The organism is Cardiobacterium hominis, assembly GCF_900637305.1.
GTDB lineage: Bacteria > Pseudomonadota > Gammaproteobacteria > Cardiobacteriales > Cardiobacteriaceae > Cardiobacterium > Cardiobacterium hominis.
Map to the genome: position 1 here is coordinate 1,199,436 of NZ_LR134365.1, position 23,482 is coordinate 1,222,917.

Genomic DNA, 23,482 nt, shown 5'->3' on the forward strand with positions numbered 1-23,482 from the left:
ACCTTACAGGAGGCAAAAATGAGCATCAAAAAAAGCGCAATGGCAACCGCCATCCTCATGACCGCAGGCAGCGCCTTCGCCTTCACCGAATATCCGGCAGGCGAACCGCAAACCATCAACGAGATGGAAATTGCCGCTGTTTACCTGCAACCGATCGACATGGAGCCGCGCGGCATGGGCCTTTCCGCCGCCGAAGCGGACGTCCACCTCGAAGCGGACATCCACGCTACCAAAGGCAACCAAAACGGCTTTGGCGAAGGCGAATGGATCCCCTACCTGACCATCACCTACACCCTGGAAAACCTCGACACCAAAGCCAAACAAGAAGGCACCTTCATGCCGATGGTCGCGAGCGACGGCCCGCACTACGGGCAGAACATCAAAATGCTCGGCGTGGGCAACTACAAAGTCACCTACCACATCGAGCCGCCGCCGAAAGCGGGCATGCATCGCCACACCGACGCGGACACCGGCGTGGGCAAATGGTGGAAACCGTTTGACGTCTCTTACGAGTTCAAATACACCGGCCTCGACAAGAGCAAAGGACAAGAAGCTCCGAAAGTGAAGAACTAAACGGGCAAAGAAAAACGGGCTTCGCGCCCGTTTTTTTATGGTGTTGTCTCTACTGATAGCGCTTGCCGCGCAACTCCAGCCAGCCGTCAGCATGACGCCCGCCGGGGTCGCGGTGCGTCCAGTGGATGACGCCGCCGCGCGCGTTCGTCTCGTATTGACCGCAGAAGGCGACGTTGTCGGCAGTCTGCAAATCGGGCAGGCGCGGCGCGAGGTCGATGTTATGCGCGACCAGTACCGTTTTGCCCGCGCCGATGTCGAGGATGAAGCGCTGATGGCGGCTGCCCTCGGTATCGTCCTTCAGCACTTTTTTCACCTGCCCCGCGCCGCATACCGCCGCGCCGCCACGGTTCTGCGCGATGACCTGATACAGCGCGGCGTTAGCGTTGCGCGCTTCCGGTGCAGGTTGCGGCAGTTGCGATGGCGTCTCGCGCAGATTGCCGAACCAGATGGCGGCGAGTAAAAACGGCAGCGCTGCCAGTTGCCAGCGCCAGGGGAGACGGTTGCGCATGATGACCTCAATAATGCGGCGGGATTTCTTCCGCCAGATTGCGCGGCGGCGTATCGCCGCGTTCCTGTAACTGTTGCCAGAGCAGGCGCAACTGCCCCTGCTGCAAATCCAGCGCCGCGCGCAGTTCGACGACCGCCGCGTTCAGCGTCGCCAGCAAATCCTCCTGATACGCCAGGCGAATTTCCAGCTGCGCGAGGCGTTCCTCGTCGCCTTCGCTCATTTGCGATCCAGCCGCAACTCGCCGCCCTGGGCGAAGTTTTCCGGCTTCATGTCTTCGATGCTGATCCAGATGGCAGACTCTGCCACGCCGAGCGATTCACTCACCGCGCGCGTGACCGCTTTGACCATCGCACGCTTCTGTTCGACCGTGCGGCCTTCTACTAATTTCACGTTGATAACGGGCATAAAACACCTCGGGTTAGTGGAAGAAAACCGGATTATAACAGGCGACAATCGCTATAATACGGCGGCTTTCAATTCACAACCGAGGTGTACCATGGAAAAACGCGCGCTGCTCTATACCGGCAAATCCAAAGCCATCTACGCGACCGATGACCCCGATCTCGTCATCATCCATTACAACGACGACGCCACTGCGGGCAACGGTGCCAAGCACGAAATCATCGAAGGCAAAGGCATCCTCAACAACCGCATCGCCACGCTCATTTTCCGTGCGCTCATCGCCGCCGGCATCCCGACGCATTACCGCGACACCCTGAACGAACGCGAGCAACTCTGCGAAAAAGTAGAGATTATTCCGCTCGAAGTCATCGTGCGTAACGTCATCGCCGGCTCCATGGCAGCCCGCCTCGGCTTTGAAGAAGGCAGCGAAACCGAATACCCCATCTTCGAAATCTGCTACAAAAACGACGCCCTGGGCGACCCGCTCATCAACGACGACCACGCCGTCGCCCTCGGAATCGCAAGCTACGAAGACTTAGACCGCATCTACGAACTCACCGACCAAATCAACGCCACCCTGTTTGACATCTTCGACGAATGCGACGTGCTGCTGGTGGACTTCAAAATCGAATTCGGCCGCACCGCCGACGGCGAAATCGTGCTGGCTGACGAAATCAGCCCGGACAGCTGCCGCCTGTGGGACGCCGACACCCTCGAAAAACTCGACAAAGACCGCTTCCGCCGCGACATGGGCGGGCTGCTTGAAGCCTATCAGGACATCCTCGACCGTCTCGAAGAACGCGAGGAAAACGACGCATGAGCCTCGACTACAAAAGCGCGGGCGTGGACAAAGAAGCGGGTTATGACACCGTTGAGCGCATCAAGCGCTACGCGGGCGCGACCCACAACGCCCGCGTCCTCGGACAAATTGGCGCCTTTGGCGCCTTTTACGACTTGAGCGGCTACCAGCACCCCATCCTCGTCTCCGGCACCGACGGCGTCGGCACCAAGCTGAAAATCGCCTTTGCCCTCGGCAAATACGACACCATCGGCATTGATGCCGTCGCCATGTGCGTCAACGACATCCTCTGCCACGGCGCCGCGCCGCAATACTTCCTCGACTACCTCGCCTGCGGCAAACTCGAACCCGAAGTCGCCGCCGACATCGTCAAAGGCGTCGCCGACGGCTGCGCGCAGGCGAATGCGGCGCTCATCGGCGGCGAAACCGCGGAAATGCCCGGCTTCTATCAGACGGGCGAATACGACATCGCAGGCTTTGCCGTCGGCGTTGTGGAAAAAGCCGACCTCATCGACGGCAGCAAAGTCGCGGCGGGCGACGTCCTCATCGGCCTGCCGTCTTCCGGCTACCACAGCAACGGCTACTCGCTGCTGCGCAAAATCTTTACCGACCTTGACGCCGTCGTGGACGGCAAGAGCATCGGCGAACACTTGCTGACCCCGACCAAAATCTACGTCAAACCCGTACTTGCCGCACTCGCCGCGCACCGCGTGCATGGCCTCGCGCACATCACCGGCGGCGGCCTGCCGGAAAACCTGCCGCGCGCCTACGGCAAAGGCCTCACCGCCGTGGTGGACACCGCGACCTTCCCGCGCCCGCCGCTGCTGGACGCCATCCTCGCGCACGTCAAAAAAGACGAATGCTACGGCACCTTCAACATGGGCATCGGCTTCATCCTCATCGCCCCGCCGGGCGAGGCGGATGCCATCATCGCCACGCTCAAGGCGCACGGCGAAGACGCGCGCATCATCGGGCGGATGGAAGCGGGCGACGCGCCGCTGCGCTTGCAATAACCCTGCCATATAAACGGCAATCCATGAAAAAAGGCGCCTCGGGCGCCTTTTTTGCGGGCTACATCAACACGCCATGCTCACGGCGGAAGCGCTCCAGCGACGCCTTGCGCGCCTGCCAGTCCGGCTGCACCGCCCGCATCAGCGCGTAGAAGGCCGCGCCGTGATGATGCTCCTGCAAATGGCACAGCTCATGGATGATGACGTGCGCGATGAGCGCGGGTGGGTACTGGATGAGGCGGGTGTTGAAGGTGAGGATGCCGTCGCGGCGGCAGTTGCCCCAACTGCGGCGCATGGCACGGTAACGCAGCGGCGGCAACGCCCGTACCCACGGACAACGGCCAGCTTCCACGGCGACCATGGCGGGCAGATGCGCGGCGCTTTGTTGCTGGTGAAAACGGCGGAAGGCGGCGGCAAGCGCGTCTTCATCGCCGGGCGCGGCGATGAGGATATCGCCTGCGTGGTGAATGTCGCGTGTGGCATCCTGCGCCAGTCGCAGACGCAGCGGCTCGCCCAAGAGCCAATGCGTGCTGCCATCGGCGTAAGGCGAGGGGAGGGCGGCTTCCTGCGGGCGGGCGCGGCGGGCAATCCAGTCGAGATGCTCGCGGATGAAGCGCAAGATGTCGGCGGGTTTGCTACGCGGCGGATGCGAGAGGTAAATCTTGCCGTCCGCGTCAATCGAGAGACGCAGACGGCGGTTGTTGCGCCGTGGCGGACGGCAATGGATGCGCCAGGTTTGTCCGGCGTGCGGGATGTCCAGGACGGTCGGGCTCATGCGGGAGCGGTGCGGTTAATCCCGCCCCATCCGCTTTTCTACCGCTTCCGCCAGTTGCTCCAGCAGCGCTTCCGTATCTTCCCAGCCGATGCAGGCGTCGGTGATACTTTGCCCGTAGGTGAGCGGTTTGCCGGGTTCGAGTTTTTGTGCGCCTTCGACCAGATGGCTTTCTACCATCACGCCGAAGATGTTCTGCTCGCCAGCGGCGATTTGCGCGGCGACGTCAGCGGCGGCATCGAGCTGGCGTTTGTGCTGTTTGTGGCTGTTGGCGTGGCTGCAATCAACCATGATTTTGTCCTGCACGCCGGCGCGGCGCAGCGCGGCGACCGCTTCACGCACGTGGGCGGCGCTGTAGTTCGGACCGTTGTTGCCGCCGCGCAGGATGAGGTGGCAGTCTTCGTTGCCGTTGGTGGTGACGATGGCGGAATGCCCCAGTTTGGTGACGGAGAGGAAGCTGTGAACCGCTTGCGCCGAGGCGATGGCGTCGATGGCGATTTGCACGTCGCCGTTGGTGCCGTTTTTGAAGCCGATCGGGCAGGAGAGGCCGGAGGCGAGCTGGCGGTGCACCTGGCTTTCGGTGGTACGCGCGCCGACCGCGCCCCAGCTGACGAGGTCTGCGATGTACTGCGGGATGATCATGTCGAGGTATTCGACGGCGACCGGCATGCCTTTGTCGGCGGTGTCGAGCAGCAGTTTGCGCCCGATGCGCAGGCCGTCGTTGATGGCAAACGAGCCGTCCAGATGCGGGTCGTTGAGCAGGCCTTTCCAGCCAACGGTGGTGCGCGGTTTTTCAAAATAGACGCGCATGACGATGCACAGTTGCTCGCGGTATTTTTCGCGCAAGGGCAGGAGGCGGTCGGCATATTCGTTCGCCGCTTTGACGTCGTGGATGGAGCAGGGGCCGATGACGACCAAGAGGCGCGGGTCGTTGTCGTGCAGGATGGCGTGGATGTCGCGCCGCGCCTGGTGCACGGTTTCGGCGGCGCGTTCGCTCACCGGGTAGCGCTCCAGCAGGGCGACAGGCGGCAAGAGTTCTTGGATGCGGGCAATCCGCAAGTCATCGGTCTGGTGCATGGTGGTCATCCGTAATATCGTTGAGGGTCGGCAAAGATAGCGCAAAACGCGGCGCAGACAAAGCGCTGTTATACTCGCCACCCTTTGCAGCAACCCACAGGAATCCCCATGACCGACCACAACCCGCTTTACCAGCCCGCCGACGTTCCCGCCTTTGCCGCCATCCGCCCCGAACATGCCGCCGTCATCCCGCAGATTCTCCAGGAAAACCGCGCCGCCATTGAAGACCTCATCGCGCGCGGCGATTACAGTTGGGACGGCCTGATGCAGCCGCTGGAGCGCCTGGAAAACCGCCTCGCCAAAGCCGTCTCGCCGGTCGCGCACCTGCACGCGGTAACCAGCACCGACGACTGGCGCGCCGCCTACGAAGCGCTCCTGCCCGAACTTACCGCCTACGCCAGCGACCTCGGCCAGCACGAAGGCCTTTACCGCGCCATCAAAAGCCTGCGCGACAGCGCCGCTTACGCCACGCTCACCGCATCGCGGCGCAAAGTCATCGACGACGCGCTGAAAAACTTCGAGCGCAGCGGCATTGGTCTTGCGCCCGCCGCACAGGCGCGTTACAAGGAAATCAGCCTGCGTCTGGCCGAGCTGGGCACGCAGTTCGCCAACCACGTGCTGGACGCCACCAACGCCTGGCATCTGCACCTGCCCGACGACAGCCGCCTCGCTGGCATTCCCGACAGCGCCCGCGCGCTGATGGCAGACCTTGCCCGCCAGCACGGCGAAGACGGCTACCGCATCACCCTGGATGCGCCGGTGGTCATCCCCGTCCTCAGCTACGCCGACGACCGCGAGCTGCGCGCGACCGTTTACCGCGCCTACAACCTCCGCGCCAGCGAACTGGCCGATGACGGCAAATACGACAACGCCGCCATCATTGCCGAAACCGTTGCCCTGCGTTTTGAGCTGGCAAAACTGCTGGGCTTTGCCGACTACGCCGCCTATTCCGTGGATAACAAAATGGCGCCGGACAGCGCGGCGGTCATCGCCTTCCTCGAAGACCTCGTCGCCAAAGGCAAGGCGGCGGGCGAGGCGGACATGGCGGCGCTGCGCGAATATGCCACACGTGCGCTGAACCTCGCCGAGCTGCAACCGTGGGACATCGCCTACGCCGCCGAAAAACAGCGGCAAGCGCTGTACGCCCTCTCGCAGGAAGACCTGCGCCCCTACTTCCCCATCAGCCAGGTACTGCAAGGACTGTTCACCATCTGCGAGCGCCTCTTTGCCGTGCGCTTCCGCGAAAACCCGGCGCTTGCCACCTGGCACGCCGACGCGCGCGGCTACGACATGACCGACGCCGACGGCAACTTGCGCGCCCGCTTCTACCTTGACCCCTACGCGCGCGCGAAAAAACGCGGCGGTGCTTGGATGGACAGCGCCGTTTCCCGCTTTGCCGATGATGATGCGCTGCAACTGCCGGTCGCTTACCTCGTCTGCAACTTCACCCCGCCGGTCGGCGACCAAGAGGCCTGCCTCACCCACCAGGAAGTCACCACCCTTTTCCACGAATTCGGCCACGGCCTGCACCACATGCTGACCACCGTCGGCGAATACAGCGTCGCCGGGATTAACGGCGTCGAATGGGATGCGGTCGAACAACCCAGCCAGTTCATGGAAAACTTCTGCTACGAGCGCGACTGCCTGCGCCTCATGACCCGCCACCATGAGACGGGCGAACCGCTGCCGGATGCGCTCTACGCCAAACTCATCGCGGCGAAAAACTACCAAAGCGCGATGGCGCTGCTGCGGCAAATGGAATTCTCCCTCTTTGACATCCGCCTGCACTGCGCCGAAAACGCGGGCAAAGACGCGCTTGCCGTGCACCGCGCGGTACGCGAACACGTCGCCGTTACCCCCGCCTATGCCGACAACCGCTTCCCGATGAGTTTCCAGCACATCTTCGCCGGAGGCTACGCGGCGGGCTATTACAGCTACAAATGGGCGGAAGTATTATCTGCGGACAGCTTCGCCGCCTTTGAAGAAGAAGGCGTGCTGAATCCGGCAACCGGCGCGCGTTTCCGCGACGAAATACTGGCCGTCGGCGGCAGCCGCCCCAGCATGGAAAGTTTCATCGCCTTCCGCGGCCGCGCCCCGCAGGTGGATGCGCTGTTGCGCCACAGCGGCATTCAGCAGCCATAAATAAAACCGCGCGCCATCGTAAAAAAACCGCCCTTTCGGGCGGTTTTTTGTCGGGCAAAGCGGCATCAGGAGGCGATGGCTTCTGCCAGCGGCAGGTGCTTCTGCCCGCGGCCGACGCCGATGTAGTGGAAGCCGAGGTGGTAGAGGTCTTCCGGGTGGTACTGGTTGCGGCCGTCGATGATGAGCAGGTGGCGCATTTTGCGGCGCAGGCGCTCGAAGTCCGGCTCGCGGAATTCCGGCCATTCGGTGACGAGCATCAGCGCGTCGGCGGCGGCGGTCGCGCTGTAGGCATCGTCGGTGAAGGTGAGGTCGCCGCGTTGTTGGGCGGGTTGGGGCAGGGCGGCGCGGGCGGTGTGCTGGGCGACGGGGTCGTAGGCGCGCACTTTGGCGCCCGCTTCAAGCAGCGCTTCGATGAGGTCGATGCTCGGCGCTTCGCGCATGTCGTCGGTGCCGGGTTTGAAGGCCAGTCCCCAGACGGCGATGGTTTTGCCTTTGAGGTTGTCGCCCAGTTCGGCGCGCAGTTTTTGGTAGAGGCGGTTTTTTTGGTGGCGGTTGCGGGTTTCGACGGCGTGCAGGACGTGCGGTTCGTAGCCTGTGCTTTCGGCCATGCTGACCAGTGCGCGCACGTCTTTGGGGAAGCAGGAGCCGCCATAGCCCGCGCCGGGGTGGATAAAGCGCGGGCCGATGCGCGGGTCGCTGCCGATGCCAAGACGGACGTTTTCGACGTCCACGCCGAGGTGTTCGCAGATGCCCGCGATTTCGTTCATGAAGGAGATGCGGGTGGCGAGCATGGCGTTGGCGGCGTATTTGGTCATTTCGGCGTCGCGCACGTTCATGGCGATGAGGCGCGCGCCTTGTGCGGTGAGCGGGGCGTAGAGCGCCTGCATTTGCGCGTGCGCGGCTTCGTTGTCGGCGCCGATGATGATGCGGTCGGGGTACATGAAGTCGCGGATGGCAACGCCTTCTTTGAGGAATTCGGGGTTGGAGACGACGTCGTAGGCGATGTTTTTGCCGCGCGCGGCGAGCGCTTCGGCGATGACGGCGCGCACTTTTTCGGCGGTGCCGACGGGGACGGTGGATTTGTTGATGATGATGGCCGGGTGTTCGAGGTTTTCGCCGATTTGCCGGGCGACGGCGAGGACGTGGCGGAGGTCTGCCGAGCCGTCTTCATCCGGCGGGGTGCCGACGGCGATGCAGTAGATGTGCGCGTCGTCCATTGCTTCGTGCAGGCAGGTGGTGAAGTTGAGGCGGCCGCTCGCGTGGTTTTTTTCGACGATGGTGTCAAGGCCGGGTTCGTAGATGGGCAGGATGCCATTTTTGAGGTTGTCGATTTTTTGCGGGCAGATGTCCACGCAGGTGACGTGGTGGCCGATGTCGGCGAAGCAGCTGCCTGCGACGAGGCCGACGTATCCGGTGCCGATTACTACTACGTTCATGGTCTTCTCCTGGGTTGGGTGTAGGTTTTGGAAAGGGTTTGGGTGCGGGGTTTGTCAGGGTGTTGGCGCTGTGCGGGGTGTTTGCTGGGATTCTGTGCTTTTGCGCTGCATGGTTTTGTCGCTGCGCGGGGTGTTTGCTGCCCCCTCCCCAGCCCTCCCCCACGGGGGAGGGGCAGAACGGCGGCAGCAGGCAACCCGCGGCGCGACGACTTGTGTGGCTGTTTTTTGGTAAAAGCGTTGTGCATGGGCGTGTTTCCGTTATTCGCTCAACACGGCAGGCGCAGGGTGATTTGCAGGCCGCCGAGGGCGCTGCGGCCGAGTTCGAGGCTGCCGTCGTAGGTTTCGGCGAGGTCGGCGGCGATGGGGATGCCAAGGCCGTTGCCGGCGGTGCTTTGGTCGAAGCGTTCGCCGCGGCGGGGGACGCGGGCGATTTGTTCGTCGGTGAGGCCGGGGCCGTCGTCTTCGATGGTGATTTGGATGTGGCCGCGTTTGGCATCGGCAAAGTGGCGCGCTTCGGTGCGGACGCGGCTGGCCGCCCATTTGCCCGCGTTGTCGAGCAGGTTGCCGAGCATTTCTTCGAGGTCGGTTTGTTCGGCGCGCAGGTGCAGGTCGCCGTCGGTGTGCAGTTGCCAGTCAAGGTTTCGCGCGGCGTGCAGGCGGCGCATGAGGGCGGTGAGTTGGGCGAGGCTTGCCGCGAGGTCGATGCGGCGCATGTCGCCCGCGCCGCTGCCCGCGCGGGCCAGGTGGCGCTCGATGAGGCGGTTCATGTTGTCGATGTGTTGGCGGGTGTGTTCGTTGTGCGCTTCGCTGCCGAGCAGGGCGAGTGGTTTTTTCAGGGCGTGGCTGAGGTCGGCGGCGTGGCCGCGGGCGCGGGCGACGATGCGCGCGTTGCGCTCCAGCATGTCGTCGATTTCGCGCGCCAGCGGGTCGAGGTCGGGGCCGTAGCCGGTGCCGACGCGGGTTTGTTCGCCGCTGTGGATGGCACGCAGGGCGTGGTGCAGGCGGCGCAGCGGGGTGAGGCCGAGGTGGATTTGCAGCCACAGCGAGAGGAGCAGGGTGATGATCATGCCCATCAGCATGAGGATGAGGATGCTGTCGAGGCGGCTGAGTTCGGTGTCGGTCGCTTGTGCCGGGCCGTAGGTGTGCAGGGTGATGGTGCGCCCGCCGAGGGTTTGTTCGCGTTTGATGCCGAGCAGCGGCTCGCCGGTCGGGCCGGTCAGGCGGTAGAGGGCGGGGTCGCGGCTGATGCGGGTGGCGTTTTCGGGGTTGAGGCTGCTGTCCCAGAGGGAGCGCGAGTGTTTGTGGTTTTGGCCGTCGTCGAGTTGCCAGTACCAGCCGGAGAAGATGGTGCGGTATTCTTCGGGGGCGAGTGCCGGGTCGTGGTAGATGTGGCCGCTGTCGCCCGCGCGCAGGCTGCTCGCGAGGCGGTCGGCGCGTTCGTTCAGGGTCGCCGCCATGCTGCGCAGGATGGTGTTGTGCAGGCGGTCGCGCAGCAGGTAGCCGCCGCCCGCCATCAGGGCGAGGGTGGTGAGGATGCCAAGGATGAGCAGGCGCTGCGAGAGGCCGAGGTTTTCGCGCAGGGTCATGTGTCGTCCTTCGGGGTTTCGGCGGCGAGCATGAAGCCGCGGCCGCGGATGGTGTGCAGGAGCGGTACGCCCAGTTTGCGGCGGATGCGGCTGATGAGGACGTCCAGCGTGTTGGAGTCGGGGTCGCTGTCGCGCGCATAGACGTGTTCGAGGATTTCGCCACGGCTGACGACGGTGCCCGGCTGGTGCATGAGGTAGGCGAGGATGCGTTCTTCTTGCGCGGTGAGGGTGAGGCGGCGGCCGTCCAGGTGGAAGCGCGCTTGCAGGGTGTCGTAGCTCAGGCTGCCGACGTGCAGGGTGGTGTCGGCGTGGCCGCGGCTACGGCGTAGCAGGGCGCGCAGGCGCAGCACGACTTCTTCGTGCAGGAAGGGTTTGGTGAGGTAGTCGTCCGCGCCCGCGTTGAAGCCGGCGAGTTTGTCGCTCCAGCGGCTGCGCCCGGTGAGGATGAGGACGGGGTAGGTCTGGCCTTGTTCGCGCCAGTGGGTGAGCAGGCTGATGCCGTCCATGCCAGGCAGGCCGAGGTCAAGTACGGCGGCGTCGTAGGTTTCGGTGCTGCCGAGGAAGGCGGCTTCGTTGCCGTCGTGCGCGGTTTCGGCAATCATCCCCGCTTCTTGCAGGACGTTCGCGAGGCTTTGCGCCAGCTCGCGGTCGTCTTCGACGATGAGGATTCGCATCAGCGCACCTCGATTTCGTCTTCGCTCAGCGGGCGGCCGCTGAAGGGGTCAAGCGAGATTTCGGTCAGGGTGCCGTCGTCGAGTTGCAGGTCGATTTCGTAGAAGGGGCGGGCGTTGCGATCATATTTGAGTTCCACTTCCAGTACGTGTCCGGGGTGGTTTTTTTGTAGCGCGTCCAGCAGGTCGGCCAGCGGTTTCATCCCGGCGGGCAGGTGGTCAAATTCGGCGACGGCTTCGCCGTTTTGTGCATCAACAAAGACGTCGTGACTGCGCCCGGCGTCGTCCATGATGCGGATTTGGTAGAAGTAGCGCTCTTGGTGGCGGCGCAGGTCGAGGTCAACGACGCGCCCCGGCTGTTGTGCCAGCGCCTGGCGCAGCAGCTCTGCCGCGGGCAGGAGTCGCAGCGGTGCTTCCGGCGCGACTTCTTCGCCGGTCATGGCGTCAATGTGGATTTCCTGCCGCTCGCCGCCGACGGAAAGCAGTTTGACTTCGTAAATGTTGCGACCGCTGCGGTTGCGGTCCAGCTCCACATCCAGCACGCGCCCCGGATAGCGCGCCTGCACCGCGGCAAGGATTTCAGCGAGCGGCTTGAAGCGCCCGGCCTGCACGGCTTGGCGCGCCGTGTCCTGGTCGGCGGTGAAGGCGGCCAGCAAGACACTGGCGGGAAGGAGGAGGAAAAATCGTTTCATGGGCATATCCTGACAGAAGGCGTTTGAACGAAACGTGAACCGCCCTGTCAAAGACCGTTCACGAAGATTTTGCGATAATCCGCCGCACCATAAACCAGACCCGCTTTCATGAACAACGCCCCGCGCATCGCCCTCTATTCACACGACACCATGGGACTCGGCCACATCCGCCGTACCTCGCTCCTCGCCCGCGCCCTGCGCCGCCCGCCGCTCAATGCGCACGTACTGCTCCTCTCCGGCATCCGCGAATCCGGCGCCTACCCGCTGCCGGACGGCATCGACAGCATCACCCTGCCCGCCTACCGCAAACGCGGCGACGGCAGCTACGGCGCCCGCGCGCTGGGCATCCCGCTCGATGACCTCATCGCCCTGCGCAGCCAGACACTTGCCGCCGCGCTGGACGCCTTCGCGCCCGACCTCCTCATCGTGGATAACGTCGCCCGCGGCGCGCTCGGCGAACTGGACGCAAGCCTCGCCCGGCAACGCGCGCGCGGTTGCCGCATCGTCCTCGGCCTGCGCGACATCATCGACGAACCCGCAGCCGTCGCCCGCCAATGGCAAAAACTGCGCACCCTCGACACCATCCGCGACTACTACGACGCCGTCTGGATATACGGCGACGCCCGCCTCTACGACACCGTCGCCGCCTACGGCCTCGCCGCCGCGGACAAACCCATTACCTACCTCGGCTACCCCGACCCGCTCCAGCGTGCAGAAACCAGCCCCGCCTCCGACAACGATGCCCCCTACGCCCTCTGCCTCCTCGGTGGCGGGCAGGACGGCTACGCCCTCGCCGAAGCCTTCGCCCGCACCACCCTGCCCGACGGCTGGCGCGCCATCCTGCTGACCGGGGCGATGATGCCCGCCGCCGAACGCGCCCAACTCGCCGCCATCCTCGCCGACCGCCCCGACTACCAACTGCTCGAATTCACCCCCGAACCGCTGGCGCTGATGCGCGGCGCGCGCGCCATCATCGCCATGAGCGGCTACAACACCACCCTCGAACTGCTCGCGCTCAACGCCCCCATGCTGCTCGTGCCGCGCATCAAACCGCGGCGCGAACAATGGCTGCGCGCCGTGCGCCTTGCCGAACTCGGCCTTGCCGACTGCCTGCACCCGGACGAACTCAGCCCCGCCCGCCTCAGCGCCTGGTTGGCAGACGCCCGCCCGCGCAAAACCGCCCGCGACCGGCTCGACTTCAACGGCCTGGAACACATCAACCGCGAAACCCTCGCCCTGCTCACACCATAAAAGGAACGACCATGACCGACGCCCCCATCGCCTACATCCTCAAACGCTACCCGCGCTTCTCCGAAACCTTCGTCGTCAACGAAATCCTCGCCCACGAAGCCGCCGGACAAGCCATCGAAATCTACGCCCTCGGCCCCGTACAAGAAACCCACTTCCAGGAAGCCATCGCCCGCGTGCGTGCGCCGGTGCGCCGCATCCGCCACCAATACCACGACACCGAACTCTACTGGCAACTGCTCACCAAAGCCCACGCCACCCTGCCCGCCTTCGACGCCAACGCCGCGCTTGCCGAAAACCACAGCGCCGCCACCATTGGCCAGGCGGCAGTACTGGCGCTCAAAATCCACGAACGCGGCATCCGCCACCTGCACGCCCACTTCGGCACCCAGGCGGCGACCATCGCCCGCCTCGCCGCGCGCTTTGCCGCCGTCACCTACAGCATCACCGCACACGCCAAAGACATCTACCACGAATACAGCGAACCGGTGAACCTCGCCCGCAAAATCGCCGACGCCGCCTTCACCATCACCGTCTCCGACTACAACCTCGCCCACCTGCGCGAACAATACCCCGCTGAAGCGCCCGTGTACCGCATCTACAACGGACTCGACCTCGAACAATTCCCCTACCACGCGCCCGAAAACCGCCCGCCGCACCTCCTCGCCGTCGGCCGCCTCGTCGAAAAAAAAGGCTTCCCCGACCTCATAGACGCCATCGCCACCCTGCGCGAACGCGGCATAAACTGCACCTGCGACATCATCGGCGACGGTAACCAGCGCGAGACACTCGCCGCACACATCGCCCGCTTACAACTTGCCGACCGCGTGCGCCTCCTCGGCAACCGCAGCCAGGCAGAAGTCAAAAACCACATCCGGCAGGCGGCGATGCTCATCGCCCCCAGCATCATCAGCGCTGACGGCGACCGCGACGGCCTGCCGACCATCCTCGTCGAAGCCATGGCGCTCGGCACCCCGTGCATCAGCACAAACATCGTCGGCATCCCCGAACTCGTGCGCGACGGCGACACCGGCCTGCTCGCCCCGCCCAACGACCCGCCCGCACTCGCCGACACCATCGCCCGCCTGCTCAACGACCCGGCACTCGCCGTGCGCCTCGCGACCAACGCCCGCGCCCTCATCGAACGTGACTACAACATCCACGCCAACACCGCCCAACTACGCGAACACATCCGCGCCAGCATCGCGGCGCAAAAATAAAATACCGCCCTCTCCGCCAGCCAGCCCCCTCCCTCGCAGGACGCGTAGCGTCCGCAGCGGGGGAGGGCAGGGGAGGGGGGGGTGAAAATTTGCGAAGCGACAACCTTCCCAATATACATACCCCCCACCCGCTACCGCGTATGTAAAACCAACAGCAAACCCGACATGAAAAAACACATCGCCTACCTCTGCGCCGACCCCGGCATCCCCGTCTATGGCAACAAAGGCGCGTCTATCCACGTACAAAACATCATCCGTGCCTTCATCCGCGCCGGACACCGCGTCACCCTCTTTGCCAACCGCATCGACGGCACCCCGCCGCCGGGACTCGAAACCGTCCACCTCGTGCCGCTGCCCGCGCCGCCCAAAGGCGACAACGAAACCCGCGCCCGCGCCATCCTTGCCGCGCACGACACCATCACCGCCGCCATCGCCGCGCACGCCCCCTACGACCTCCTCTACGAACGCTACTCCCTCTGGAGTGACATCGGCATGCGCTACGCCGAAGCGGCGGACATCCCATCCGTCCTCGAAGTCAACGCGCCGCTCATCGACGAACAACGCACCCACCGCGAACTCGTCCTGCCCGCCGAAGCCGAAACCATCGCCAAGAGCGCCTTTTCCCGTGCCCGCGAACTCATCGCCGTCTCGCCCGGCGTCGCCGCCTACCTCAAAAACTGGCCGCACCGGCGCATCACCACCCTCGCCAACGGCGTTGAACCCCAAACCTTCGCCGCCGCCCTGCCCATCCGCGCCGCCCGCCGCGACGGAGAGACCCGCATCGGCTTCCTCGGCACCCTCAAACCCTGGCACGGCCTGCCGCTCCTGGTTGAAGCCTTCGCCCGCGTCCACGCCGAACACCCCACCGCGCGCCTGCACATCATCGGCGACGGCCCCGGCAGGGCAGACCTCGAAACCGACCTTGCCGCCCGCGGCCTCACTCCCTACGCCCACATCAGCGGCAGCATCGCCGCCGCCGACGTTCCCGCCGCCCTCGGCCAAATCGATATCGCCACCGCCCCCTACCCGGCGCAGGACAACTTCTACTTCTCGCCGCTGAAAATCTACGAATACCACGCCGCCGGACTACCCGTCATCACCAGCCGCGTCGGCCACCTCGCCGAAGTCGTGCACGACGGCGAAGACGGCCTGCTCGTGCCGCCGGACGACCCACAAGCACTCGCCGACGCCATCCTCTCCCTCGCCCGCAACCCCGCGCACCGCACCCACCTCGGCGACGCCGGCCGCATCCGCGTCGCCCGCGAACACAGCTGGGAAAGCGTCGCCGCAAAAATCCTCGCGCTGGCGGAAGAAACCTGACACCCGCCATCCCAAACACCCCACCCCCTGTGGGTGAGGGGTAGGGGTGGGGTTACTGACAGCACGCACGCAGCCACATCGCCCTGCCCCAGCAGACCCTAAACACAAACACCCTGCCCAACAACAAAAAAACCATGACCCACACCCCCATCCGCCGCGTCCTGCACCGCTTCCGCCCCTACCTGCACGGCCAACTGCCGCTGCTCCTCGCCTCGCTCGCCGCCCTGCTCGGCATGACCCTGATGCGCCTCCTCGAGCCCTGGCCGCTCGCCTGGATCGTCGATAACCTCCTCAAAAACAAAACCCCACCGCTCGGCCTCACCACCAACCAACTCATCTGGGCGAGCGCCCTCGCCGTCATCGCCTTCGCCGCCCTGCGCGCCCTGTGCGGCTACCTCTCCACCATCGGCTTTGCCCGCATCGGCACCCAAGTCCTGAGCCGCGTGCGCAACGACCTCTACAACCAACTCCTCACCCTGCCGCTCTCCTACCACCAAAAAATGCGCCCCGGCGACCTCACCCTGCGCCTGGTGAATGACGTCTCCCAACTCAAAGAAGTCACCGTCTCCGCCCTCCTGCCCATGCTCGCCAACATCTTCGTCCTTGCGGGCATGTTCGCCGTCATGCTCGCGCTGAACTGGCAACTGGCACTACTCTCCCTCATCCCGCTGCCCGTCATGTGGTACTCCGCCAAACACAGCAGCCGCCTCATCCACGAAGCCAGCCGCCGCACCCGCAGCCGCGAAGGCGCACTGGCTGCCACCGCATCCGAAAGCATGGCCGCCATCCGTACCGTCCAATCCCTCACCCTCGAAAACAAATTCCGCCACCTCTTTGAAGGCAGCGACGACAAAGCCATGAACGCCGACATGAGCACCAAACGCCTCTCCGCCGGCCTCGAACGCACCATCGACCTCCTCGTCGCCTGCGCCACCGCGCTCGTCCTCTGGCAGGGCGCGCGCCAAGTCCTCGCCGGCCAACTGAGCGCGGGCGACCTGCTCGTCTTCATCTCCTACCTCAAAAACAGCATGCGCCCCGTGCGCGAATACGCCAAATACGCCGGCCGCCTCTCCAAAGCGCTGGCCTCCGCCGAACGCATCGCCGACATCCTCGACGAAACCCCGGAAATCACCGACGACCCCTACAGCCGCCCGGCGCCGCCACTGCGCGGCCGCATCAACCTGCGCAACCTCCACTTCCACTACCCCGGCAACCCCAAAAAAACCTTCGACGGCCTCGACCTCGAAATCGCCGCGGGCGAACACATCGCCATCGTCGGCCCCTCCGGCATCGGCAAATCCACCCTGGCGGCGCTACTCCTGCGCCTCTACCAACCACAACAAGGCCGCATCGAAATCGACGGGCACGACATCCGCCGCTTCCAACTCGCCAGCCTGCGCGCACAAATCGGCCTCCTGCCACAAGACGCGCTCCTCTTTGCGACCAGCATCCGCGACAACCTCACCTGCGCCGCCGGACGCGCCGTCAGCGAACGCGAAACCATCGCTGCCGCCAAACTCGCCAACGCGCACGACTTCATCATGGCGCAGCCCGACGGCTACAACACCCAAATCGGCGAACGCGGCGCGACCCTCTCCGGCGGCCAGCGCCAGCGCCTGGCCATCGCGCGCGTCGCCCTGCGCCGCTGCCCCATCCTCATCCTCGACGAACCCACCACCGGCCTGGACCGCCACAGCGAAACCGTCGTCCGCCACGCCATCGAACGCCTCATCGCCAACCGCACCGCACTAATGATTACCCACGACCTTGACCTCGCGGCGCGTGCCGACCGCATCCTCTACATCCAGGACGGCAAAATCGGCGAAAGCGGCACCCACCAAGAACTCCTCGCCAAAGGCGGGCTCTACGCCGCGCTGTGGCGCATGCACCGCCAGGCCATGCAACCAGAGCCCGACGCGCGCAGCGCCTGACCTTGCTGCCACCGCTAATCTGCCCCTCCCTAGGGCTGTTTGCATTTCAGCGGATAAGCCCCTCTCCCTCTGGGACAAGCATTGCTCGTCCGTAGGACGAGAGAGGGGTTGGGGTGAGGGCAGCAAATATGAAAAACCGCGTAGCGACAAACCCCAATAACATCCACCCCAACAACCCACAAACCAAACCATGCACCCCGCCGAACAAGCCCTCATCGCCCGCGACCCCGCGCTCCCCGGCCTCGCCCTGCTGCTGGACGACCGCGCCCTCAGCGCCGCGCTCACCCCGCACCTGACCGGACACAGCATCGCCCGCGTCACCTACCTGCGCTACAAACCGCAGACCCACTGCCTCGCCGCGCTGCGCCTTGACGACCACAGCGGCAACACACAAACCCTCTGGGCCAAAGCCCTGCCCGCCGCCAGCCACGACTGGCAATGGCAAAGCGCCCGCCTCGACAAACGCCACGGCGGCCAGCGCCTCACCCTGCCCGCGGCACACCTCCTCCTCGCCAGCCCCGAACACGACCGCCGCCTGCGCGTCGCCCTGCCCGCAGGCGCCACCATCCTGCGCTACAAACCCGAACGCCGCCTCGTCGCCCGCCACCACGACCAACTCCTGCGCTACACCACCGCCGCCGACTACCCCGCGACCCTGCGCGCCATCCAAATCGGCGCGACTTGCGGCGGCGCGCCGCTCACCGCCTGCGACGGCGCACAACAGCGCATCCAGACCGCCTGGCTCGAAGGCGAAACCCTCACCACACCCGACCCCGTCCAGCTGCGACAAACCGGCGCACAGCTTGCCGCCCTGCACCGTGCCGCCGTACCAGCGGAACTGCCCGTGCGTCCTGACGAAAACCAGGCACTCGCACAAACCCTCGCCACCATTCACACCATCAGCCCGGCGCATAGCGAACGCCTACGCGCCCTCATCAAGCGCACCCAAGACGGCCTTGCTCGCGTGCGCAGCGCGCCCTGTCACAACCACGGCGACCCCTCGCCCGACCAAACCCTGCGCCGCCCGGACGGCACATACTGCCTCATCGACTGGGACAACACCTGCCTCGCCCCGCCCGAAAGCGACCTCGGCACCTACCTCGGCAAAACCCACGCGCGCCACCCCGATACCCGCCTGCAAGAGCTCGCCGCCGCGCTGCTGCACGACTACGACGCCCCCTACGACCGCGCCGCCCTCTACCATTACACCGCCGCCGCCCTCATCCGCCTCCTGCCCGAAGGCTTCCGCCAGCGCCGCCCCGACTGGCCGCAGCACCTCGAACGCCTCCTCGAAAGCGCCGAAAACCTGGAACTATGACCCACGAACTCTCCCCCGCGACCAACCCCGCCTACATACAAACCGCGCTGCGCGAAGCCCTGCAGCAGCCTGACCTCAAACTGCGCGACCTCGAACTACTGCGCCACAAACCCGGCCGCCGCGCGCTCATCGCCTACACCATCGCGCGCCCCGGACAGCCGCTGCAAACCCTGCTCGGCAAACAGCGCGTCAAAGGCGTGGACAAACACGGCTACCACATCCAGCGCGCCCTGTGGCAACAAGGCTTCGACCTGCCCGGCCTCGCCGTACCCGAAGCGCTCGCCCTCCTCCCCGACGCCCGCCTCTGGCTCCAGCGCAAAGCCGCAGGCGAACCCGCCACCCGCTACCTCACGCCCGACAGCCCGCCCGCCCTGTGGGCGCGCATCGGTGCGGCAATAGCCAGCCTGCACCGCACCAATATCACGACGGAGCGCCGCTGGAACATCGCCGACGAACTCGCACTCTTGCACGACCGCCTCAACAAAGCCGCCGCGCTACACCCCCTGCTGACAGAACGCATCACCGCACTCCTGCCCGCGCTGGACGCCCTCGGCGCGACACTTGCCGACCGCCCCGCCTGTGGCATCCACCGCGACTGCTACCCCGACCAAATCCTCGTGGCGGACGCGGGCGCGCACCTCACCTGGCTGGACCTTGACCTCTACTGCCACGGCGACCCGGCGCTGGACGTCGGCAACTTCCTCGCGCACATGACCGAGCACGCGCTACGCCACTACGGCGACGCGGCCGCCCTTGCCGCCCAAGAAAACGCGCTGCAACAACACTACCAACAAGAAACCGGCACCGCGCCGGAAGCCATCGCCGCCTGGACGACCCTGGCGCTTGCCCGCCACATCTACCTCAGCACCCAATTCCCCGAACGGCACCACACCACCGCGCCGCTCCTCGCCCTCTGCGAACAACGCCTGCAAAAACCCTAACCGCGTCAGACCTTCACCGCCCCGTCATGGAATTCCATCCGCGCCGCTACTATACTTCGCGGCCAAATCCATTTCGGGCAGGCCGACCAACTGCCCCGCACGAGGAAAACATGAGCACTATCACCCTCTACACCGTCTATCACAAAGCTGCGCACATTCTGCAAAACCCTTACATCACCCCAATACAAGTGGGCGGTGGCGACGATATTGCCGGCATCCATTACCGCGACAACCAAGGCGACAATATCGCAGCAAAAAACGACAGCTATTGCGAACTCACCGCGCAATACTGGATGTGGAAACAAGATCACGAATCCGATTACATCGGCTTGATGCACTACCGCCGCTTCTTCGATTTCAATACCACTGCCCAGCGCAAAGCGAATGTATACGGCATTATCGAAGAACCTGCCTTTAATTTGGATTTCAGCAAAAAATACGGACTCACTCCCGAAAACCTGCGCGCACAAATCGAAGGTTACGACATTATCCTGCCCCATCCTTGGGATGTCCGTCCGGCAGGGTGGGACAACTTGCGCCATAACTACACCGCTTCACCCCACCACCACGAGCGCGACCTGAATATCACCCGCGACGTCATTGCGGCACATTACCCCGATTACCTATCCAGTTTTGACGAAGTCATGCAGGCGCGTAACGGCTATTTCACCAATATGTTTATCATGCGTCGCGCATTATTCGCCGAATACTCTGCCTGGCTGTTTGCCGTTTTGGCTGAAGTAGAAAAACGCGCGGATATCTCCGCCTATGACACGCAAGAAAAACGTGTCTTTGGCTATCTCTCCGAGCGCCTGCTTAATGTCTGGTTGAAAAAGAAGATGGCCGAACAGCCCCAACTAAAAATCAATCACCTGCGCCGCGTCTTTATTTTTGATACGACGGCCAAATCCTGGTATGCCCAGCCTGTCCAAACCGATAAACCCGTAGTCAGCGTCGTTATCGCCTCCGATGACAACTACACCCCGCATTTGGGTGCGCTTATCTGCTCCATTCTCGATCATTTCCCGGCCGATAAATACCTTGACCTGATTATCCTCGACGGGGGTATTTCTGCGCTGAACCGCAAATTATTGATGCGGCTATTGCCAACGCACGCCAATATCCAGTTTCTCGAACTGAAAGACGAGTTTCAGCAATTGGCGACGCATATGCATTTCTCTCGCGCCACCTTTTACCGCCTGATTCTCGACAAACTCATTCCGGGGCGGGATAAAGTGCTCTATATTGATTGTGACACCATCGTCCTGGATGACATCAGCACATTATTTGATACCCCGCTCGGGGATCATGCCATAGGCGCCGTATTTGACTACATCATGCACCATTTTTGCCTGAATGATGTGCTCTCCATTGATACTACCGGCAGCCTGCCTGCCAAACGCTATTTGCATGATTACGTCGGTCTGGAAGATGGCTGGCAACGCTATTTCCAGGCGGGCGTCATTTTGTTCAATATGGAAAAACTGCGCCGGCTCGATTTGTCGGAAGTCATGATTAGCGACTTGCTCAACAAACGTTATTGGTTCCTCGATCAGGATATTCTTAATAAATACTTCCTGGGGGATGTCGTCTATCTGGATCCGCGCTGGAATAGCGTCAACAGCGTACAAAATATTTATCAAGGATTGCCCGCTACCTATATTGCGGAATTGAAGACGACAGAAACTGACCCCAAGATTATTCATTACGCGGGATTTGAAACCAAACCCTGGAATAACCGCTATGCCGAATTGGCAGAATATTATTTCTACTATCTGCGGCAGACATTCTGGTATGAGCCCGTGATGTTCGCCCTGGAGCGGCGAGAGCAGGGTAACGGTACGACGTCAGCACCGCCTGGACGCGGCATTTTCTGGCGGATAGGTCAGAAGTGCTGGAAAATGATGCCACTATTTGCCCGGCGACGTTTGCACCGCGTCAAAGAATATTTGAAGCGGAAGTTGTGAGGTGATGAGAAAAACGCGCCATATGGCGCGTTTTTTATTGCAGGGATTCCAGTTGTAATGGCACGGGGGTGACCGGGATGGGTTCGACGTCCTTGTTCGCAGGCTGTGGCGCAGCGGTGCCGTCGTTATTGTCGTCGTCTTCCATGGATTCCAGCGTCAGTTGGCTGCCGATTTCTTGCGCGTTGGCCGGAGGGGCAGGCGGGTGCGGCAGCAGGCTGTGCGTCGGGTTGTGGCGGCGCTCTTTTTCGGCAAGGCCGGGAATGTCCGGAATGCTCGCGATTTCGCTGTCCGGCAGGACGAAGTAGGTTTCGTTTTTGCCGATCATGCCGTAATCCTCACGCGCTTTTTCTTCGTAGGAGTAGTAGGAGTCGGGCGAGCGCAGGTTTTCGACGTCGATGCGCAGCGCGTCGTTGCGGTCGTTCAGTTGTTTGTTTTCGCGCAAATGCAAGCCGACCTGCTGTTGCAGGTCGGCAATGCGATGCTGGGTGTTGCGCTCAAGGTGCCAGAGGTAGAGGTTTACCAAGAGAAGCACCGCGGCAACCGCGAGCAGCATCAGATAGACAAAGGATTTTTTGATCATCCTTTGATTTTGCCGAGCAGCGCGGCTTTGCCGCCGTATTTGGCCTTGTCGCCCAGCTCTGCTTCGATGGTCAGCAGACGATTGTATTTGGCGACGCGGTCAGAGCGGCAGAGTGAGCCGGTTTTGATTTGGGTGGCGCTCGTTGCTACCGCAATGTCGGCGATGGTGGTGTCTTCGGTTTCGCCGGAGCGGTGCGAGACGATGGCCGCATAGCCTGCGTCTTCTGCCATTTTGATGGCTTGCAGGGTTTCAGAGAGGGAGCCGATTTGGTTCGGCTTGATGAGGATGGCGTTGGCGATGCCTTTTTCGATGCCTTCTTTGAAGATGCGGGTGTTGGTGACGTAGAGGTCGTCGCCCACGAGTTGGACTTTGCCGCCCAGTTTGTCGGTGAGGATTTTCCAGCCGTCCCAGTCGCTTTCGTCCAGGCCGTCTTCGATGGAGACGATCGGGTAGCGCTCAACGAGGCCTGCGAGGTAGTCCACGAATTCGGCGGAGGTGAAGGTTTTGTTTTCAGACGCCAGGTTGTATTTGCCGTTTTCGTAGAGCTCAGAGGCGGCGACGTCAAGGGCGAGGTAGATTTGTTCGCCTGCTTTGTAGCCTGCTTTGGCGATGGCTTCCATGATGACTTGCAGCGCTTCTTCGTTGGAGCCGAGGTCAGGGGCAAAGCCGCCTTCGTCGCCGACGCCGGTGGAGAGGCCTTTGTCATGCAGGACTTTTTTCAGGGTGTGGAAGATTTCGGAGCCGGCACGCAGCGCGTCGTGGAAGCTGGCAAAGCCGGCGGGCATGATCATGAATTCCTGGATGTCCACGGAGTTGTCGGCGTGTTCGCCGCCGTTGACGATGTTCATCATCGGCACGGGCAGGGTGTAGCCGGTGGTGTTGTGCAGGACTTCGTACAGCGGTTTTTTCAGGCTGGCGGCTTTGGCGTGGGCAAGGGCGAGGGAAACGCCGAGGATGGCGTTGGCGCCGAGGTTTTTCTTGAAGTCGTCGCCGTCAAGGTCGAGCATGATTTTGTCGAGCGCGTTGAGGTCGTCAATGGCTTTGCCTTTGAGTGCCGGGGCGAGTTTGTCGTTGACGTTGGCAACGGCTTTGGTGACGCCTTTGCCGAGGTAACGGCCTTTGTCGCCGTCGCGCAGCTCAAGCGCTTCGCGCGAGCCGGTGGACGCGCCGGAGGGGACGCCTGCGGTGCCTTGGGCGCCGTCGGAGAGGGTTACGGTTACCTGGACGGTCGGATTCCCGCGGGAGTCGAGGATTTCCAGGGCTTTTACGTTTGCAACGGTTGTGCTCAT

22 protein-coding genes are annotated in these 23,482 nt (G+C 63.4%); 11 read left to right on the forward strand and 11 right to left on the reverse strand.

Annotation, left to right across the window (positions count from 1 at the left end; translation table 11 throughout):
- The first annotated feature begins 18 nt into the window (after positions 1-18).
- Positions 19-573: an iron transporter gene (locus EL199_RS05900; RefSeq protein WP_004139678.1), complete on the forward strand. Its 555-nt coding sequence runs from the start codon at positions 19-21 to the stop codon at positions 571-573.
- 49 nt (positions 574-622) lie between these two features.
- Here the strand turns inward: EL199_RS05900 and EL199_RS05905 are convergent, their stop codons facing one another.
- From EL199_RS05905 to EL199_RS05915, 3 genes are read right to left on the reverse strand one after another with little or no spacing between them, the layout of a single operon-like run.
- Positions 623-1,081: a DUF3465 domain-containing protein gene (locus EL199_RS05905; protein WP_004139679.1), complete on the reverse strand. Its 459-nt coding sequence runs from the start codon at positions 1,079-1,081 to the stop codon at positions 623-625.
- Between the two features lie 7 nt (positions 1,082-1,088).
- Positions 1,089-1,301: a SlyX family protein gene (locus EL199_RS05910; protein ID WP_004139680.1), complete on the reverse strand. Its 213-nt coding sequence runs from the start codon at positions 1,299-1,301 to the stop codon at positions 1,089-1,091.
- Positions 1,298-1,486 (reverse strand): 4-oxalocrotonate tautomerase, encoded by a 189-nt coding sequence (locus tag EL199_RS05915; protein WP_004139681.1) that lies wholly within the window; start codon positions 1,484-1,486, stop codon positions 1,298-1,300. Before EL199_RS05915 ends, EL199_RS05910 begins: the two co-directional genes overlap by 4 nt.
- Positions 1,487-1,577: 91 nt before the next feature.
- Here EL199_RS05915 and purC point away from each other — a divergent pair, with 91 nt between their 5' ends.
- Together purC and purM are read left to right on the forward strand one after the other, a co-directional pair.
- Positions 1,578-2,303, forward strand: coding sequence for a phosphoribosylaminoimidazolesuccinocarboxamide synthase (gene purC / locus EL199_RS05920; protein ID WP_004139682.1), 726 nt, complete (start codon positions 1,578-1,580; stop codon positions 2,301-2,303).
- Positions 2,300-3,295 (forward strand): phosphoribosylformylglycinamidine cyclo-ligase, encoded by a 996-nt coding sequence (gene purM / locus EL199_RS05925; protein ID WP_004139685.1) that lies wholly within the window; start codon positions 2,300-2,302, stop codon positions 3,293-3,295. The genes purC and purM overlap by 4 nt, the downstream gene beginning before the upstream one ends.
- A gap of 58 nt (positions 3,296-3,353) precedes the next feature.
- Here purM and EL199_RS05930 read toward each other — a convergent pair whose 3' ends face one another.
- Both EL199_RS05930 and aroG read right to left on the reverse strand, forming a co-directional pair.
- Positions 3,354-4,067 carry a M48 family metallopeptidase gene (locus EL199_RS05930; RefSeq protein WP_004139688.1) on the reverse strand — a complete coding sequence of 238 codons (714 nt, stop codon included), beginning with the start codon at positions 4,065-4,067 and terminating at the stop codon, positions 3,354-3,356.
- Between the two features lie 15 nt (positions 4,068-4,082).
- Positions 4,083-5,150: a 3-deoxy-7-phosphoheptulonate synthase AroG gene (gene aroG, locus EL199_RS05935; protein ID WP_004139690.1), complete on the reverse strand. Its 1,068-nt coding sequence runs from the start codon at positions 5,148-5,150 to the stop codon at positions 4,083-4,085.
- Between the two features lie 99 nt (positions 5,151-5,249).
- Here aroG and EL199_RS05940 point away from each other — a divergent pair, with 99 nt between their 5' ends.
- Entirely contained in the window at positions 5,250-7,283 is a 2,034-nt protein-coding gene (locus EL199_RS05940; RefSeq protein WP_004139693.1) for a M3 family metallopeptidase, read from the forward strand.
- 65 nt (positions 7,284-7,348) lie between these two features.
- Here EL199_RS05940 and EL199_RS05945 read toward each other — a convergent pair whose 3' ends face one another.
- From EL199_RS05945 to EL199_RS05960, 4 genes are all read right to left on the reverse strand, one after another.
- Positions 7,349-8,719 (reverse strand): UDP-glucose dehydrogenase family protein, encoded by a 1,371-nt coding sequence (locus EL199_RS05945; RefSeq protein WP_004139695.1) that lies wholly within the window; start codon positions 8,717-8,719, stop codon positions 7,349-7,351.
- 266 nt (positions 8,720-8,985) lie between these two features.
- Complete coding sequence (locus tag EL199_RS05950) at positions 8,986-10,305, reverse strand: sensor histidine kinase (RefSeq protein WP_004139698.1); 1,320 nt, start codon at positions 10,303-10,305, stop codon at positions 8,986-8,988.
- A complete protein-coding gene (locus tag EL199_RS05955) occupies positions 10,302-10,979 on the reverse strand; it encodes a response regulator transcription factor (protein ID WP_004139702.1) in 678 nt (225 codons plus the stop codon). The genes EL199_RS05950 and EL199_RS05955 overlap by 4 nt, the downstream gene beginning before the upstream one ends.
- On the reverse strand, positions 10,979-11,668 hold the full coding sequence (locus EL199_RS05960) for a PepSY domain-containing protein (protein ID WP_169306916.1): 690 nt from the start codon (positions 11,666-11,668) through the stop codon (positions 10,979-10,981). The genes EL199_RS05955 and EL199_RS05960 overlap by 1 nt, the downstream gene beginning before the upstream one ends.
- Positions 11,669-11,776: 108 nt before the next feature.
- On the opposite strand from EL199_RS05960, the gene EL199_RS05965 reads away from it, so the two are divergent.
- From EL199_RS05965 to EL199_RS05995, 7 genes are all read left to right on the forward strand, one after another.
- A complete protein-coding gene (locus tag EL199_RS05965) occupies positions 11,777-12,919 on the forward strand; it encodes a glycosyltransferase family protein (RefSeq protein WP_004139706.1) in 1,143 nt (380 codons plus the stop codon).
- 11 nt (positions 12,920-12,930) lie between these two features.
- Positions 12,931-14,136, forward strand: coding sequence for a glycosyltransferase (locus tag EL199_RS05970; RefSeq protein WP_004139708.1), 1,206 nt, complete (start codon positions 12,931-12,933; stop codon positions 14,134-14,136).
- A gap of 165 nt (positions 14,137-14,301) precedes the next feature.
- Positions 14,302-15,456 (forward strand): glycosyltransferase family 4 protein, encoded by a 1,155-nt coding sequence (locus tag EL199_RS05975; protein WP_004139710.1) that lies wholly within the window; start codon positions 14,302-14,304, stop codon positions 15,454-15,456.
- Positions 15,457-15,590: 134 nt separating this feature from the next.
- A complete protein-coding gene (locus tag EL199_RS05980) occupies positions 15,591-17,387 on the forward strand; it encodes an ABC transporter ATP-binding protein (protein ID WP_004139712.1) in 1,797 nt (598 codons plus the stop codon).
- A 190-nt stretch (positions 17,388-17,577) separates the two neighbouring features.
- Complete coding sequence (locus EL199_RS05985; protein ID WP_126316025.1) at positions 17,578-18,705, forward strand: phosphotransferase family protein; 1,128 nt, start codon at positions 17,578-17,580, stop codon at positions 18,703-18,705.
- Positions 18,702-19,646, forward strand: a complete 945-nt coding sequence (locus tag EL199_RS05990) for a phosphotransferase family protein (RefSeq protein ID WP_004139715.1) — start codon at positions 18,702-18,704, stop codon at positions 19,644-19,646. Before EL199_RS05985 ends, EL199_RS05990 begins: the two co-directional genes overlap by 4 nt.
- A gap of 110 nt (positions 19,647-19,756) precedes the next feature.
- On the forward strand, positions 19,757-21,613 hold the full coding sequence (locus tag EL199_RS05995) for a DUF4422 domain-containing protein (protein WP_004139718.1): 1,857 nt from the start codon (positions 19,757-19,759) through the stop codon (positions 21,611-21,613).
- 34 nt (positions 21,614-21,647) lie between these two features.
- On the opposite strand, the gene EL199_RS06000 is transcribed toward EL199_RS05995, so the two are convergent.
- Together EL199_RS06000 and eno are read right to left on the reverse strand one after the other, a co-directional pair.
- Positions 21,648-22,193, reverse strand: coding sequence for an FtsB family cell division protein (locus EL199_RS06000; protein ID WP_004139721.1), 546 nt, complete (start codon positions 22,191-22,193; stop codon positions 21,648-21,650).
- Positions 22,190-23,482 (reverse strand): phosphopyruvate hydratase, encoded by a 1,293-nt coding sequence (eno, locus tag EL199_RS06005; protein ID WP_040354517.1) that lies wholly within the window; start codon positions 23,480-23,482, stop codon positions 22,190-22,192. Before eno ends, EL199_RS06000 begins: the two co-directional genes overlap by 4 nt.